This window comes from Varibaculum sp. GTC20041, from assembly GCF_055387755.1.
Map to the genome: position 1 here is coordinate 1,598,777 of NZ_AP041144.1, position 14,408 is coordinate 1,613,184.

Here is a 14,408-nt window from a genome sequence, read left to right on the forward strand (position 1 = left end):
CATATCCGCCACGCCATGACCGAGAAACAACCAGTGCGGGTTAGACTTAACTAAGTTGATTTGAAGTTAGCGGAAGGAAGGATGCAGTGGCTGGCTCCAGGCGCATCAAACGCCGGCTTTTCCGGCTGGTCATAGTAATTCTCACTCTCGCGTTATTGGCGATAATCGGTGGTGGAACCTTCTTATGGTGGCGTTACACCTCCAGGCAAGCACAATCAACTGGTTATTTTAAGGTTCAACCGGTACTGCAAGAGGATTTCCGGGCTCAAGACTATGAGATTGCGTCCTTTATTCCTCTATGGGGACAACAATCTTCCATTCGCCCAGTAACCTATGGAGATTACCGCATTGGTGCCGGTGTCACTGGCGATGGTAGTGGCGTGATCCTGCAATTAGCCGCCGATGGAACCTCTTCTTGGTCGGTAAACTTAGGAGCCCCCTTAGCTGCCTGCGCTCAGCAAACACTCGGAGGCGCCGATGGAGACCATCGCCAACTACCGTGTCTTTATCATTCGGGTAATGGTTCGGGGATAGCAATAGTGGATTTGAAAATGGGGACTGCCCGCTGGATATGGGAATCTACCGATTCCTATGCCAATATCGCTACCCAAGGAGCCCAGATCGTCCTCGTTGGGGAAGATCTTTCCCTCCTACGCCTATCGGATCAAGGCGAACAGCTAGCGGAAGGATTAGTTTCCCAGAAAGCATCCGACCCGCAGCTACAGCCAGATCCTGGTAATTGCAACCTTGACGGTAAACCTACGGAGCAAGCACCAGAAACTTTTGAGACTTTCTCCGATACCCTCTGGGTTATCGGGCATAAAGGAATCAACTATTTGGTGGATCCCGAAACTAACCAGATTCAGGCTGCCAGTCCCGGCAGATTGATCCGTAACGCTGACGATACTGCTTGGGCGCTCAGCCCTGCAGATGGCTGCACCCACTCCCTATTTATTCAGCCGCAACGCACCCATATCACTACCCTCCCGCAGGGAACTACAGTTCCCACCGACAACTCTGGGCAGCTATTAGACCTGGTGCAAAAGGGAGGAAAGCTTTTCCGCATGGATTGGGAAAAGTTACGGTCCCTTCGCACCCTATTTGACGAAACCGAAATGAAACTGGGAGAAGGAACCCAAGTGCTCCCAACAACCAATTCTCTGTATGTTTCCAGCAACAACCAGCTGAGCTGCTATTCACGAAAGAATGGGAAAGAGCTCTGGTCCTTTAGCGAGAAAGTAAAACAAATGCGTCTACACCAGGACGTTTTGCTTTACACCACTGAGGAGGGACTGCTTAAAGCCGTATCCACTGCTGATGGCATTGAGCTATGGAGCGTGAGCCCTGCAGACAACAGCTTTTTAGAATCCATAAAAGACAAGAAGCTACAAATCCTGGCTCCGGCGGGATTGCAAACTTGGGGGCGGCAAGTCGGGGAAAATCAAAGCGTAAGTCGTGGAGCCGCCAACCCCATGAACGCTGCGGAACCCGGTTTTACTGTCCCGATTGATTCTTGCATCCGCGTAAGGGATACCAATGGTTCTGGCAGTTCCTACCAGGTGCAATTCAATCGGGTATCCTGCCAACTAAAAGGAGCAGAAAAAGTTATCCGGGTAATCGATACCGGGCAAATCGATCGCGGAAAACCCGCGTCAGACTATCTTAAGAAGTGTCTAGAAGATCCCCAAGCCACGAGCGCAATCACCGTTACCAGCGCGATCGCCGACCCTAAAATATCTGCCCTGTGTACCGGCCAGGTGGCTTCAGGCCGCTAGGTACTATACAGGTTTCATCTCGCTGAACCTTTAACCCCACCTTCTGCTGAGACTGTTTCTTAGATAGGTGAATTCCCAATCCTGCCTCTGCCTGTCCGCTATATTCTTCGCTGCCCAGGCGCCAAGAGACTTCAGCCAAGTATTTTCCGCGTCGCACCCGCAAATCCCGGGCAGTAGCCGCAATCCCTTGCCCCGCGGGACACATTTTCAATCCTCCTGGCGCTATTGCCAGTTGCGATCCCTCCGGAATCTCTATCCCAAACTGCGCGGCGGCCTCAGCGCTAAGGAAAGGACGATACCCCAGGAAAACAGCTGCAGCTTTAGAACCGGGATGAGTCCAGATTTCCTCAGCACAATTTACCGCCAAGATTTTCCCTTCATCCATAATTACAATCTGGTCTGCCAGGGAAAATGCTTCATCTTGATCATGGGTTACATAAACAACCGTCAATTGCAGGCTCCGAATAAGGTTACGCAAAGTAATCACCAATTCTTCGCGCAGCGCCCGATCTAGGGCAGATAAGGGCTCATCCAGCAACAGCAGTTCAGGTTCAGGCGCCAAAGACCGCGCTAGCGCCACCCGCTGGGCTTGCCCGCCCGAAAGAGTATCAATAGTGCGATCTTGATACCCCCCTAAACCTACACTGTCAAGCAGTTCTGAAACTTTTTCTTGCCTTTGCGCTTTAGGAAGATGCGCAATCCCATAGGCAATATTGCCGCTTACATTGCGACTGGGAAACAGTTGTCCATCTTGGAATAACATTCCGAAGCGGCGCTGGTGTACCGGCACCTGTTCCATATTGCGTCCGCGCCAAGAAATAGTGCCTGCCGTTAAAGGTTCCAGTCCCGCAATCGCCCGCAATAACGAAGATTTACCGCATCCCGAAGGCCCCAGGAGCGCGGTTACCGTACCTGCGGGAACCTCGATACTAAGATCTGTTACCGCTTGCACCTGCCCATATTGCACCCGCACCTGGGAAACAGTTAAGCCGTCCATCAGTATTCACCAACTTTTCTTCTTCGCAGCGCTTCTACTGCGCTCATTACCAGGGAACAGGTTAAACAGAGGATAACCGCCGCGGCCATCGCCATCCCATTTTCAGCGGGTCCCGCGCTGCCCGAGAGTTTATAAATCGTCACCGGCAAAGTTAAGGACTCTGGCATCACCAGGAAGGAGGCCGCCCCAAACTCACCAAAACAAACTGCGAAGGCAAAACCAAAAGCCACGACTAGCGCTCCCCAAATATATGGGCCATCTATGGTTAAAAATATCCGGGAAGGAGTCGCCCCCAGAGTAGCAGCCGCCTGTCTTTGCTTAGGGTTAACAGTTTGTAGCATGGGGCGCATTAACCGGATAACCAGTGGGGAAGCTCCCAAGGCTTGCGCTATTGGCAGTAGAAAGGGACTGTCAGCCAGGTTCCAGGGGGGAGCGGCAAGGGTGATCAAGAATCCCAGGCCGATCACCACACTAGATACCCCCAGTGGCAGCATGTTTAGGGAATCAAAGATCTCGGCGGCACGAGAAAGGTGAGGATTGCGATAGTGGCGACTGGTTACGGCAGCCACCAAAGCTCCCAACAGGGTGGATACAATCGCCCCGATGAACGCCGCCCGCAGGGAAACCCCCAGAGAATTGATTACCGGTTGCTCGACCAATATCGAGGCATCCGGGCGGGTCAGGTCAAGATAGTTTTGCAGCGTCCACTGACCGCGCCGGCGAAATGAACGCGTCACTACCTGCGCCATTGGCGCCACTATCAACAGCGCAATCACCGCGGTAGCTCCCCAAATCGCCAGGCGCTGGCGGCCACGAGCGGGTTTTGAGTTCTCGACGGTAGCGAGTTTTACCCCGACACGCGCCTTACTTTGAAAATACTGCGATCCAACTAGCGCCACCGCCACTATCACTACCTGCAGCAATGCCAAGACTGCCGCAGCCGCCAAATCTAAATCCACCGAGGTGGTTTGGTAAATCTGGCTTTCTAAAGTAGCTACCCCGATGCCTCCTAAAACCATTACCAGTGAATAGGACGAAGAACAATACAAGAAAACTAGGGAGGCGGCAGAGGCAATAGCCCCCAGCAGCTGCTGCATGGTGACTGTAAAGAACGCACGAGTCCGGGTAGCTCCTAAGGTGCGCGCTGCCTGGTAGGCACGCTGATCGATACGCGCCCAGACCGGCCCTACAGTCCGGACTACCAGGGAAACATTATAGAAAACCATCGCTAAAATAACGGCTCCAAAGGTGCCGTCCAGACCTAACCCGGCTAGCCAGCCGTCCTCGGCCAGGAGCGCCTTGAATGCTGCCGCCACCCCGATGGTAGGTAGCACAAACGGGATGGTTACTAACGTGCGCAAGACAGTTCGAAAACGAAAATCTAAACAGTACAACACCCAGGCCAGTGGTAGACCCACCAGGGTAGAAAAGAAAGTTCCCCCCAATGCCAGGATTAAAGTGTCCCGGATTGCCCTCCAAGTGAGGCTATCGGATAGCACTCGCCCTAAAGTTGAAAAATATCCGGTTTCCCCGGCTTGGCCTACCCCCAGCCAGGCAAGAGCCAATACCGGATAGAAAAAACAGATCCCTAAAAAGACGAGCGGGATACCGGCCGCTAGGACGAGAAACACTCGTCCTAGCGGCCAAGTACGAGCAAAGGTAGGGCTCATGAAGGGTTATCCTATTACCGCCTGCACCTGGCGAATCCACTCACCGCGGTTTTGCTCAATCTGCGCCGGATCTAGTTGTTTGTCATTTTCAGGCCGGGGCGCGAACTTCTCCAGCTTCGGATCTAGTTTTACTTGTTCATCAATGGGGTAGGTAATGTTTTCATTCATAATGGCGCTCTGGCCTTCTTCACTGTATAGCCAGTCCAACACCTTTTCTGCGCCAGCGGCGTTCTTCGCGCCTTTCAGCACCACCCCATATTCGACCGCCGGATAGCAGGTGCCGGCGATATTGGCAGTCGGAGCCGAACTGCCGTCCTCGGAAACCGACCAATAGGGGGAAGAAGAATAAGACATTACGATCGGGAATTTCCCTTTCCCTTCCCCCTGGGTGAATTCTTGGTTATAGGCTTCGTCCCAAGTGTTTACCGCTTTGGTTTCATTAGCCATCAAGTCTTTCCAATAGTTAACGAAACCGTCTTTCCCCTTTTCCTGCACCGTTGCCAAAAGCATCCCCAAGCCAGTATCAGATTTGGCGGGATTTTCGATTACGGTCAAGCCTTTATATTCTGGTTTCAGCAGGTCATCAAAGTTTTCTGGTACTTTCAGATTGTGATTTTTGAAGTAGGCAATATCGTAGTTGGCGCACACATCGGAGCGGTCTAAGGGCAGCGCCCCCTCTGCTTCCTTAATCAAATACTTTTCCGCCGAGGACGGGACCTTTACTGTAGAGGGCGCAATCACCCCGGCCTTGGCAACCTTCACCACGTTATTGGCGGTCAATCCCACCGCCATATCTCCTAACGGAGAGTCTTTACGCAGGATCAACTTGGAATCGAGGGTGCCCGATTCTTCCCCATTGACCAGCTTAATTTCCTGTCCGGTAGCGGCCTTAGCTTTCGTCAAAGAATCTTTTCCTAGCGTCCAGCTACCATTGGTAACCATAGTTACCGTATTGCTATCACCCTTGGTGGGGGTAGAACTTTTATCGTTTCCACAGCCACTTAGCCCCAGAGCCAAGGCTCCAACGGCTAGGCATGCGGTAAAGCGCGCGAGTTTGCGCATTTTTCCCTCCATTTGTCAGGAGGGGACTTGCGGGCGCAAGTAAGAGACTCGACTTCCTGCGCCAGCATTACCTGGTTCAGGTGCGAGGGTCTGTCCACCGGGACACTCTCAGCCTATTCGGCTCCCCTGTCGTTACGGTCTCCTAGAGCCTATCACCGGTAAATCTGTTGCCTCTACACCACTAGCCTGAACCGGGAAAAGGTGTCCTAGGGAAGTTAGTTACCTAGGTCGAGGACGTCTTTATGACGCCCTCCATACCAGCTATTTGTGCGACGCATCGCGGCACGCTGGATAAGGGTGACGGCCACTCCCGAAATAGCGGCAAACAGCACTACCTCTAGCAACGAGGACTGGGCTGCTTCCTCCCCATCTTGCGGAGGTTTGTGCCCGGTAACTAGTTTCCAACCGGTGTTTATCGCCAGATTAGCGATCAAACCCGCACCCGCCAAGCTGGCGGCACTTGCTACTTTCCAGCCAATATCCATGGTTCGCCTTTCCACTTCGATAGTTACTACTAACCTACCCTAGGTGGACATTATCTGTTCCCAAATCCTAGTTGCTCTTTCGAAGATGATCCTGGTCTTCACTCTTATCAGGGGAATCATCTTCGGTCTTAGCTGAATCTTTTTGCTGCTTAAGTTGCGCAAGCTCCCGACTTACCTGATCCTTCTCAAGGGCGCGGCGTACCAGTTCTCGTTCCCGTTCCGTCGCTTGAGGCCTTTGGGCTTCATGCTCGGCATATTCCGAAATCAGCTCGCTACCTTTCATGAGGCAGACGCAGACTAAGCCGATCAGGGACAGTACCAGTAGTGGCACAAAAATATCTCCTAGTGCGCTCGCATAGGCATCTCGGACAACCTGTTGCTGCGCAGCTGGCAGTTTATCCAGTTCCAGGGTAGATAGATCCGCCATAGCGGCACCTTTCTTCCCTAGCTTTGCCATCCCAGAGCTGACCGCACGCGCAATTTCCCAAGTGAACACGAAACCGCAGATTTGTATCCCGATCGCGCCGCCCATAGAACGGCAGAAAGTAACTGTCGAGGTAGCGGCCCCCATATCGCGTAATTTCACTCCGTTTTGTACCGCGAGCACCAGGTTTTGCATACTGGCGCCTTGTCCAGCTCCCAGCAAGAACATACCCAGCGCACTAAACCAGTAGGGGCTGTTTTTATCAATCAGGGTGATGAAGAAAATCCCCACACACATCACCACGAAACCGCCGACCACGAAACGTTTCCAGCGCCCTATTCGCGAAACCAATAACCCGATCAAAGTAGAGGCGATAAAGGTACCTACCATACCCGGCAGCAGCGCCATCCCCGCGAGTGCCGGATTCATACCTTTAGCGATTTGGAAGAACTGAGTGAAAAACAGCGGCGGGGCATTAAGCGCAGTTCCTACCGAGATTGACCCGAGGATTGCCAGCAAGGTGGTGCGCTTGGTAAACATCCACATCGGTATCACCGGTTCTGGGAAGTGCAGCTCCCAAAGCACGAAGGCCACCAGGAATAGTACCGCTAAAGTCAGCATTACTGCGGTTTGCCAGGAGGCAAAAGCGAAGGTTTTTCCAGCTAGGGATAGCCAAATCAAGGATGCTGATACCGCCGCAGTTATCAGCGCGGTACCCAAAAAATCAATGCGGGGTTTCGAGATTTGCGCAGCCGGAACTTTCAAGAAACGCCAAAGCACCGCCATGGCGGCCAGGGAAAACGGAACCGAAACCCAAAGACACCAACGCCACCCCAGCCACGGGGTAGCCACAATAAATCCTCCCACCAACGGGCCAGAGATATTGGAGATGGCCATGACCGCGCCAATATAGCCGTTATAGCGACCGCGTTCACGAGGCGGAATAATCAGCGCCATAACCACTTGGGTGAGCGACATAATCGCCCCCATTCCTAACCCCTGGACAATGCGGGTGAAAATCAGTTGCCAAGCCTCGGTAACCGCCCCTGAAAGCAGGGATCCTAAAGTAAACAGCCCGATTGCCCCCATCAAGAGTTTCTTCGAATCGTACATATCGGCCAGTTTTCCCGAAACCGGGGTTGCCACCGTGGAGGCCAGCATCATGGCCGTAACTATCCAGGTGTATTGAGATTCGGTGCCATGCAGCGCCGACATCATAGTTGGCAGCGCAGTCCCGATGATGGTTACTGACATTACTGCCACGAATAGCACCATTAGCAGTCCGGATAATACTTGCAAGACGTCGGAGGATCTATTGGGCTGAACGGCTTGGATTTTACGATTCATATATTTCTTCACACCCCTCATTTACCGTTTAATTCTAGTCACCGGTAGAAAAAACTCGCTATTAAAAAGAGAACTGTTTTCTCCAGGTCAGCGTTTACAGCTGTTGGCTTGTAGTCCTTGATAGTAGCTAAGGGGCTAAAAGATGCTAGTTCCAGGTAACTAAGAACGAGTCTTCGTCTACTACGGTTCCCTCAGCGGCTTCCGCTAATAGGCGGGCTGCGTCCTCAAACGCGTGAGTCACTTTCATCCGTGCCACCCGTTCTACCCGGTTAAGACGCCGATTCCCCTGAGGCTGCCCTAACCATTGCAGCTGGTAGATAGCAAACGGTTTCCCTGAATGGGGATGAAACCGTAACACCGACGGCACCTGCAAACTTGCTTCCACCCCGAGGAAGAAATCTGCCCCCATCCCTAGCGAGCCGTATAGGGCGTAAGCATCACCATTAGTTAGTTGGTTGCCCATCTCTTGATCAAAGGCGGCGGCCTCTGCCACTATCCAGTCCAGTTTCTCTTTGCCCAATTGGGCGGTAACTAAAGATTCAGCTTCTCGCTCCAGGCGCCGCTGAGAGCGACTAGGGCGTTCGCGGGATCCCGGGTCTAGACTTAACTCTCCCAATACTGGCTTTAGCAGTTCTTGAATACTGGTTTTTTCTATCCAATAGGGCGAGTACACCGCCAGATTAACCGCTGAGTCCGGGTCGGGGGAAAGGATCTGAGCCGGAGCGTCTTTGGCGCTACTACCCGCACCCACCCGCAGGCTCCCCCCGAGGCGCCGGCAGATAGCCAACAAGCCGCTGAGTGCTTCAAATTCCAACCCGATGGGCTCACTAGCAGCAAAAGCATCACTAAGTAGGTCAACTCCGCGCAGTTCTTCCGCTAGCTGTCCAGAACGCATGGGCGGACAGTCCAAGCGGAAGGCAATCTCACTATACGCAGGAAGGTTCAAGGCTTCGCGGACTGACTGGTCAAGCTGGAAAGGGCCGGCAAGTTCTGCCTGTCCGCTAAGCCGTAATCTGCCGGGAGCGAGCCATCCCGCGTCCTCCCAAAGCGAAACCACTAGTGCTTCCACTTCATCCGGGGTAACTTCTGCAGGGAAAACTACCAGCTGTGGGCAACCGGCTTGGGTAAACTCGCTAGCTGGCAACAATCCCCGAGAGCGCATATAGGATGCTCCCGGGTTAATAGCGGCCACTTGTTTTTGGGTTTCTAATCCCTGCTCGGTTATCCTGACTGCGCGAATTTTTCCGGTGTCTATTCGCGCGAAGGTCGAGGTGTCCGTAAGCGGGCTCTCACTCACTGCATTTCGTCCATTTCCGGCACTTCACTACGGTTAAAGCCCAGGTAAGAGCGAGAGGCGGTGGGGCCGCGTTGACCCTGGTAGCGAGATCCTCGCTCCCTAGAACCGTAGGGTTTTTCGGCTGAGGACGATAATTGGAAGAAACATAATTGACCAATTTTCATACCGGGGTAGAGCAGGATCGGCATAGTAGCGGTATTCGATAGCTCCAAGGTGACGTGACCGTTAAAACCGGGATCAATAAAACCGGCAGTGGAGTGAGTGAGTAAGCCCAGGCGACCTAGAGAAGACTTGCCTTCCAGCCGGGCAGCCAGATTCTCTGCTAGTCGCACCCGCTCCAAGGTTGACCCCAACACGAACTCTCCGGGATGCAGTACGAAAGGCGCGCTCTGCCCCACATCTACCAGGTGAGTTAAGTCATCTTGAGGTAAAGCCGGATCGATCACCGAGTATTTATGGTTATCAAAGAGGCGGAAGTAACGATCTAGGCGCACATCAATAGAGGCCGGCTGTATCATCTGCGGGTCGTAAGGATCAATCTCAATTTCCCCACTGTCACACAGTTTGGCAATGTCACGGTCAGATAAAAGCATGCCCCCAGTCTAACGCAGCCAGCAGCTCGGTTCGGAAAACTTCATGTCTTAAAGCAGCAAGCTCGGCAAGATAAAAGCGCAGGAGTCATCGGCCATTAACTTTTCAGTCATAAAACGTTTATTACTTGGACGCCTACTCCTAAACTTTTAGTTCCTGACAGTTAATACTGGTGGCTTATCAATGAGACGTGTCAACTGAAAACGTTAAGCGGGCCGGCTCTGTTTCCCCACCGTCCTCTCCCCCGGTACCCCCCAAAGCAGGAAAAAATCCCGCGAAGCCGGCGAAACGCTCTGACCGTCCAGACCGGAACGAAGGCTGGCTAGCAGCAGCGTTACTTATCCCCAACCTGATATTGCTGATGGTTTTTACCTACCGGCCACTGGTAGACAATATCCGCCTGTCTTTTATGGACTGGAACATTTCCTCTCCCCAGGCCACCTTTATTGGACTGGCAAATTATATTGAATGGTTTCAGGCTGATTCCACCGTGCGTATCGTACTAAATACGGTGATTTTTACCTTCGCCACCGTAGTTGGATCGCTAGTCCTGGGTCTGGTTATGGCGATGATCCTGGATCAAAAGCTCTTCGGACGTAACCTAGTCCGCTCCGTGGTTTTCGCGCCCTATATTATTTCCGGAGCCGCCATTGGAGTGGCTTTTCAATTCGTTTTCGACCCCAGCGTCGGCCTCATCCAAGACCTCATGACTCGTCTCGGGTTCACCGCTATCCCCGACTTCTACCAACACCCCAAATGGGCGCTATTCATGGTGACCGTGACTTACATTTGGAAGAATCTGGGCTACACCTTCGTAATCTATCTGGCTGCCCTCCAAGCTAGGCGGATAGATCTGGACGAGGCGGCGGAGATAGATGGAGCCTCCCCGTGGCGACGTTTCACTAAAGTCCTGTTACCACAGCTACGTCCTACTACGTTCTTCTTGTCGATCACCGTACTTCTCAACTCAATGCAAGTATTCGACATTATCAATGTGATGACCCACGGCGGCCCGCAGGGTACCGGCACCACCACGATGGTTTACCAAATCTACCAGGAAACATTCGTCAACTCCCGAGCAGGATATGGAGCCACCGTGGCCACCATTATGTTTTTAATACTGCTGGTGATCACCCTGCTGCAGGTGCGAGTTATGGACAGGGATAACCAATGAGTAAAAAACTGGCTTTCCGCAAACAGAAAGCGGAAGAGTATGTCCGCGAAGACACGGTGACTACCTCAGTCGCATTCAAAATAATCGGTTATATCGCGATGCTAATCGCCTTTCTGGGAATCATGATCCCGATTTATTGGATCGTGCTGACCTCATTTAAAACTCAAGGCGATATTTACACTCATCCGGCAACCTATATCGCCAACCCCTTTACCACGGAGAACTACCGGGCAGTAAGCAGTGAGATTCCCTTGCTCACCTACCTACGGAACTCGTTGATTATTACCATCGCACTCTCAGCGGTGAAAATCCTACTGGGGGTGCTTTCAGCTTATGCCTTAGCGCTACTGCGCTTCCCCGGCCGCAACCTGGTTTTCATCTTGATTATCGCCTCCTTACTGGTACCTAACCAGATCACCGTAATTTCAAACTATTCGCTAATCGCGGGTATGAACATGCGCAATACCTTTGCCGGGATCATCTTGCCCCTGGCCGGTACCGCTTTCGGTACCTTCCTCATGCGTAACCACTTCCTGTCGCTGCCTACTGAAGTGATCGAAGCAGCTCGCATGGATGGCGCCGGCCCCCTAAAGCTGCTGAGGCGAGTAGTGTTACCGATGTCCTGGCCAACTTTATCCGCATTCGCCCTGATCACCATCGTTAACGATTGGAACGAATACCTGTGGCCATTCCTAATGTCAGAGGACGAACGTACCGCTCCTATTCAAATCGGATTGACTTTCCTTCAAAACAACGAGGGTCTCACCAATTGGGGCCCGGTCATGGCTGGCACGGTGCTAGCTGTGATTCCCCTCTTGATCGTGTTTTTCATATTGCAGAAGAACATGATCAAGGGACTTACTACCGGGGCAGTTAAGGGCTGACCCGAACAAGCAGAAAGGTAAAAATGAATCGCACACGGAAACTGCTCCTGACCGGAGCCGCAGTTGCATCCCTGGTGCTGTCGGGATGCGCCGGCACTTCCTCCTCGGGATCGGTCGAGCAAAATGACCCGAAAGGTAAGGTAACCCTGGATGTTTGGTCTAACCACCCGGCTAACTCCAAAGATACCGAGAAAGAGATTATTGCCGCTTTCGAAAAGGAAAACCCCAATATCAAGATTAAGCTCACCGACGCCGGAAAAGATTACGAGGAAGTCGCGCAAAAGTTCAACGCCGCCCTCACCGGTGGACAAACCCCGGACGTGGTGGTTGCTTCCGACGTAACCTGGTACAACTTCGCACTAAACGATAATTTTGCTCCCCTAGATGACTTGATGAAAAAGGTGGATGCAAACCCCGATGACTACGTAAAGTCGCTTTACGATGAATACACCATTGATGGCAAGCACTACGCGGTTCCCTATGCGCGTTCAACTCCCCTTTTCTACTACAACAAAGACCTCTTCAAGAAAGCGGGACTTCCCGACCGCGGCCCTAAGACCTGGGAGGAATGGAATAAGGATTTCGCGCCTAAGCTAAAGGCCTCCGGAGTGCTCCCCCTGTCCATTCCTGACGGATCCAACTACTTGGATTGGTACTTCCAGGGCATGATCTGGTCGATGGGCGGTTCCTATTCCAAAGATCTGACCGTCAATGTTGCCGATGAAAAAGGCGTGGCTGCTGGCAAGTTCCTGCAAGACGAGTTCAAGAACGATTACTTTAAAGCCACAAAAGATGCGACTGTTCCGTTCACTACCGGACAAGCAGCCGCAATGCTGGAATCTACCGGCTCACTGCAAGGTGTTGAGGAAGACGGAAAAGTTAACGTAGGTACCGCTTTTCTACCTACTCCCGAGGGCGTACCCGGGGTATCTACCGGTGGGTGCGGCCTAGCAATCCCCGCTAACTCTAAGAATCAAGAGGCGGCTGCCAAGTTCATTGCCTTCCTCACCAATACCGAGAACACTGTAAAGTTCTCGCAGGCTACCGGGTATATGCCGGTAAGAACCTCTGCGGTTGACTCGGATGAAACTAAGTCCTATATCAAAGAACACCCGAACTTCCAGACCGCTCTCGATCAGCTACCCAAGACCAAAGCTCAAGATGCTGCCCGCGCTTATGTCTCGGGAGGCGGTCAAAAGATTGGTGCCGCTTTAGACAAGATCGCGCAAGGCGAGGACGTACAGTCCACTTTCGATGCTTTGCAAAAGGATCTGCAAAAGATCATTGACAGCCAGATCAAACCAAAACTCGATAAGAAGAAGTAACTATTAGGGCGCCTGGCGCCACAAGGAAAGGAAATGCCTTGGCTAGCGTGACTTTCGAAAATGCATCCCGCCTGTTTTCAGGGGCAGCTAAACCGGCGGTTGACTCCCTGAACCTCCATATTGAGGACGGTGAATGCGTAGTTTTAGTAGGACCGTCTGGCTGTGGCAAATCCACATCGCTGCGGATGGTGGCCGGCCTGGAACCGGCCACCTCCGGGCGCATCCTGATCGGCGGCAAAGACATGACCGGGGCGCGCCCGCGCTCGCGGGACGTGGCGATGGTATTCCAAAGCTATGCCCTCTATCCCAATATGACAGTCGCTCAAAATATGGGTTTCGCCCTGGAAAATAAGGGGATGCCCAAAAATAAAATTAAGGAACGGGTGCAGTGGGCTGCCCGGCTTTTGCAGCTGGAAGATTTGCTGGATCGCAAACCTGGTGCCATGAGCGGGGGACAACGACAAAGGGTCGCTATGGGGCGCGCTATTGTCCGCAAACCCACTGTATTCTGCATGGATGAACCGCTATCAAACCTGGATGCAAAATTGCGGGTTTCGATGCGGGGAGAAATTGCATCTTTACAAAGAGAACTGGGAGTAACCACCGTTTATGTCACCCATGATCAAGTGGAAGCCATGACTATGGGTCATCGAGTAGCGGTAATGGAGTCAGGGGTACTTCAACAGGTAGCTACCCCCACTGACCTTTACCGCAAACCGGTAAACACGTTCGTTGCTTCCTTCATCGGTTCCCCGGCGATCACCTTGTTCACTCTGCCTATTAACTCTGAAGGTCAAGCCCTGTTGGGGGACTTGCCAGTACCGATTCCAAGGGCGGTGCGCGCCCAGGTAAAAGAGCAAGTCATCTTAGGGGTGCGTCCAGAATCCTGGTTACCCGCCAGTAGCGGGGAGGCAGCTCTTTCCCTGACTACCCACATCATCGAACGTTTAGGCAGTCAGGCCTTCCTTTACGGGCAACCCCCAGAAAAGGTAGCTGCCACCCCGGATAGAGTTGCAGTGTTATTGCCTCGAGGGGTATTCCCCGATCGAGGCGAGATCTATCGGACGAAACCCAATTTAGAAGAACTTTATTTCTTTGATCCGGCTACGGGCCAGGCCGTGTCCGAGGGGGCATCTTTGGCGGTTTCGGAAGTTAGCTAATCAGGGCAATAAAACCGGGCAGTTAACTTACGGTCGCGAAAAGCAGACCGGGAGACGGCTAAATTTAGCGATCTCCTCCTCTAGGTAACGATCAGTTCAGAAAATAATCCCTTCCCCCGATGGTTTTGCAAATCTGTGCAAAACCATCGGGGAAACTAATTGCACCTAAAAGCCTTTCGGCTTATGAGAGGACGTGTATTTATAAAAAATCCGGCGC

Annotated in this window: 12 protein-coding genes and 1 riboswitch; of the genes, 5 read left to right on the forward strand and 7 right to left on the reverse strand. The window is 52.5% G+C overall.

Annotated elements, in window-relative coordinates; all coding sequences use genetic code 11:
* The first annotated feature begins 86 nt into the window (after positions 1-86).
* Entirely contained in the window at positions 87-1,775 is a 1,689-nt protein-coding gene (locus tag ACZ5BI_RS06680) for an outer membrane protein assembly factor BamB family protein (RefSeq protein ID WP_316098462.1), read from the forward strand.
* Here the strand turns inward: ACZ5BI_RS06680 and ACZ5BI_RS06685 are convergent.
* From ACZ5BI_RS06685 to dcd, 7 genes are all read right to left on the reverse strand, one after another.
* On the reverse strand, positions 1,729-2,772 hold the full coding sequence (locus tag ACZ5BI_RS06685; RefSeq protein ID WP_464895931.1) for an ABC transporter ATP-binding protein: 1,044 nt from the start codon (positions 2,770-2,772) through the stop codon (positions 1,729-1,731). The genes ACZ5BI_RS06680 and ACZ5BI_RS06685 overlap by 47 nt on opposite strands.
* A complete protein-coding gene (locus tag ACZ5BI_RS06690; protein WP_464895932.1) occupies positions 2,772-4,442 on the reverse strand; it encodes an ABC transporter permease in 1,671 nt (556 codons plus the stop codon). Before ACZ5BI_RS06690 ends, ACZ5BI_RS06685 begins: the two co-directional genes overlap by 1 nt.
* Positions 4,443-4,448: 6 nt before the next feature.
* On the reverse strand, positions 4,449-5,504 hold the full coding sequence (locus tag ACZ5BI_RS06695) for a thiamine ABC transporter substrate-binding protein (protein ID WP_316086119.1): 1,056 nt from the start codon (positions 5,502-5,504) through the stop codon (positions 4,449-4,451).
* A gap of 36 nt (positions 5,505-5,540) precedes the next feature.
* A riboswitch (TPP riboswitch) is annotated at positions 5,541-5,642 on the reverse strand.
* Positions 5,643-5,719: 77 nt separating this feature from the next.
* Positions 5,720-6,004: a DUF4235 domain-containing protein gene (locus ACZ5BI_RS06700; protein ID WP_238127811.1), complete on the reverse strand. Its 285-nt coding sequence runs from the start codon at positions 6,002-6,004 to the stop codon at positions 5,720-5,722.
* A gap of 52 nt (positions 6,005-6,056) precedes the next feature.
* Positions 6,057-7,781, reverse strand: a complete 1,725-nt coding sequence (locus ACZ5BI_RS06705) for an MDR family MFS transporter (protein WP_464895933.1) — start codon at positions 7,779-7,781, stop codon at positions 6,057-6,059.
* A 124-nt stretch (positions 7,782-7,905) separates the two neighbouring features.
* Positions 7,906-9,057 (reverse strand): hypothetical protein, encoded by a 1,152-nt coding sequence (locus ACZ5BI_RS06710; protein WP_464895934.1) that lies wholly within the window; start codon positions 9,055-9,057, stop codon positions 7,906-7,908.
* Positions 9,054-9,650, reverse strand: coding sequence for a dCTP deaminase (gene dcd, locus ACZ5BI_RS06715; RefSeq protein ID WP_464895935.1), 597 nt, complete (start codon positions 9,648-9,650; stop codon positions 9,054-9,056). Before dcd ends, ACZ5BI_RS06710 begins: the two co-directional genes overlap by 4 nt.
* 188 nt (positions 9,651-9,838) lie before the next feature.
* On the opposite strand from dcd, the gene ACZ5BI_RS06720 reads away from it, so the two are divergent.
* From ACZ5BI_RS06720 to ACZ5BI_RS06735, 4 genes are read left to right on the forward strand one after another with little or no spacing between them, the layout of a single operon-like run.
* The gene (locus ACZ5BI_RS06720; RefSeq protein WP_316086131.1) at positions 9,839-10,822 is read left to right on the forward strand and encodes a carbohydrate ABC transporter permease; all 984 of its coding nucleotides are present in this window, start codon (positions 9,839-9,841) and stop codon (positions 10,820-10,822) included.
* Entirely contained in the window at positions 10,819-11,706 is an 888-nt protein-coding gene (locus ACZ5BI_RS06725) for a carbohydrate ABC transporter permease (protein ID WP_464895936.1), read from the forward strand. The genes ACZ5BI_RS06720 and ACZ5BI_RS06725 overlap by 4 nt, the downstream gene beginning before the upstream one ends.
* A gap of 23 nt (positions 11,707-11,729) precedes the next feature.
* The gene (locus ACZ5BI_RS06730) at positions 11,730-13,031 is read left to right on the forward strand and encodes an ABC transporter substrate-binding protein (RefSeq protein ID WP_464895937.1); all 1,302 of its coding nucleotides are present in this window, start codon (positions 11,730-11,732) and stop codon (positions 13,029-13,031) included.
* A 38-nt stretch (positions 13,032-13,069) separates the two neighbouring features.
* Positions 13,070-14,191, forward strand: a complete 1,122-nt coding sequence (locus ACZ5BI_RS06735) for an ABC transporter ATP-binding protein (protein ID WP_464895938.1) — start codon at positions 13,070-13,072, stop codon at positions 14,189-14,191.
* Positions 14,192-14,408 lie beyond the last annotated feature (217 nt).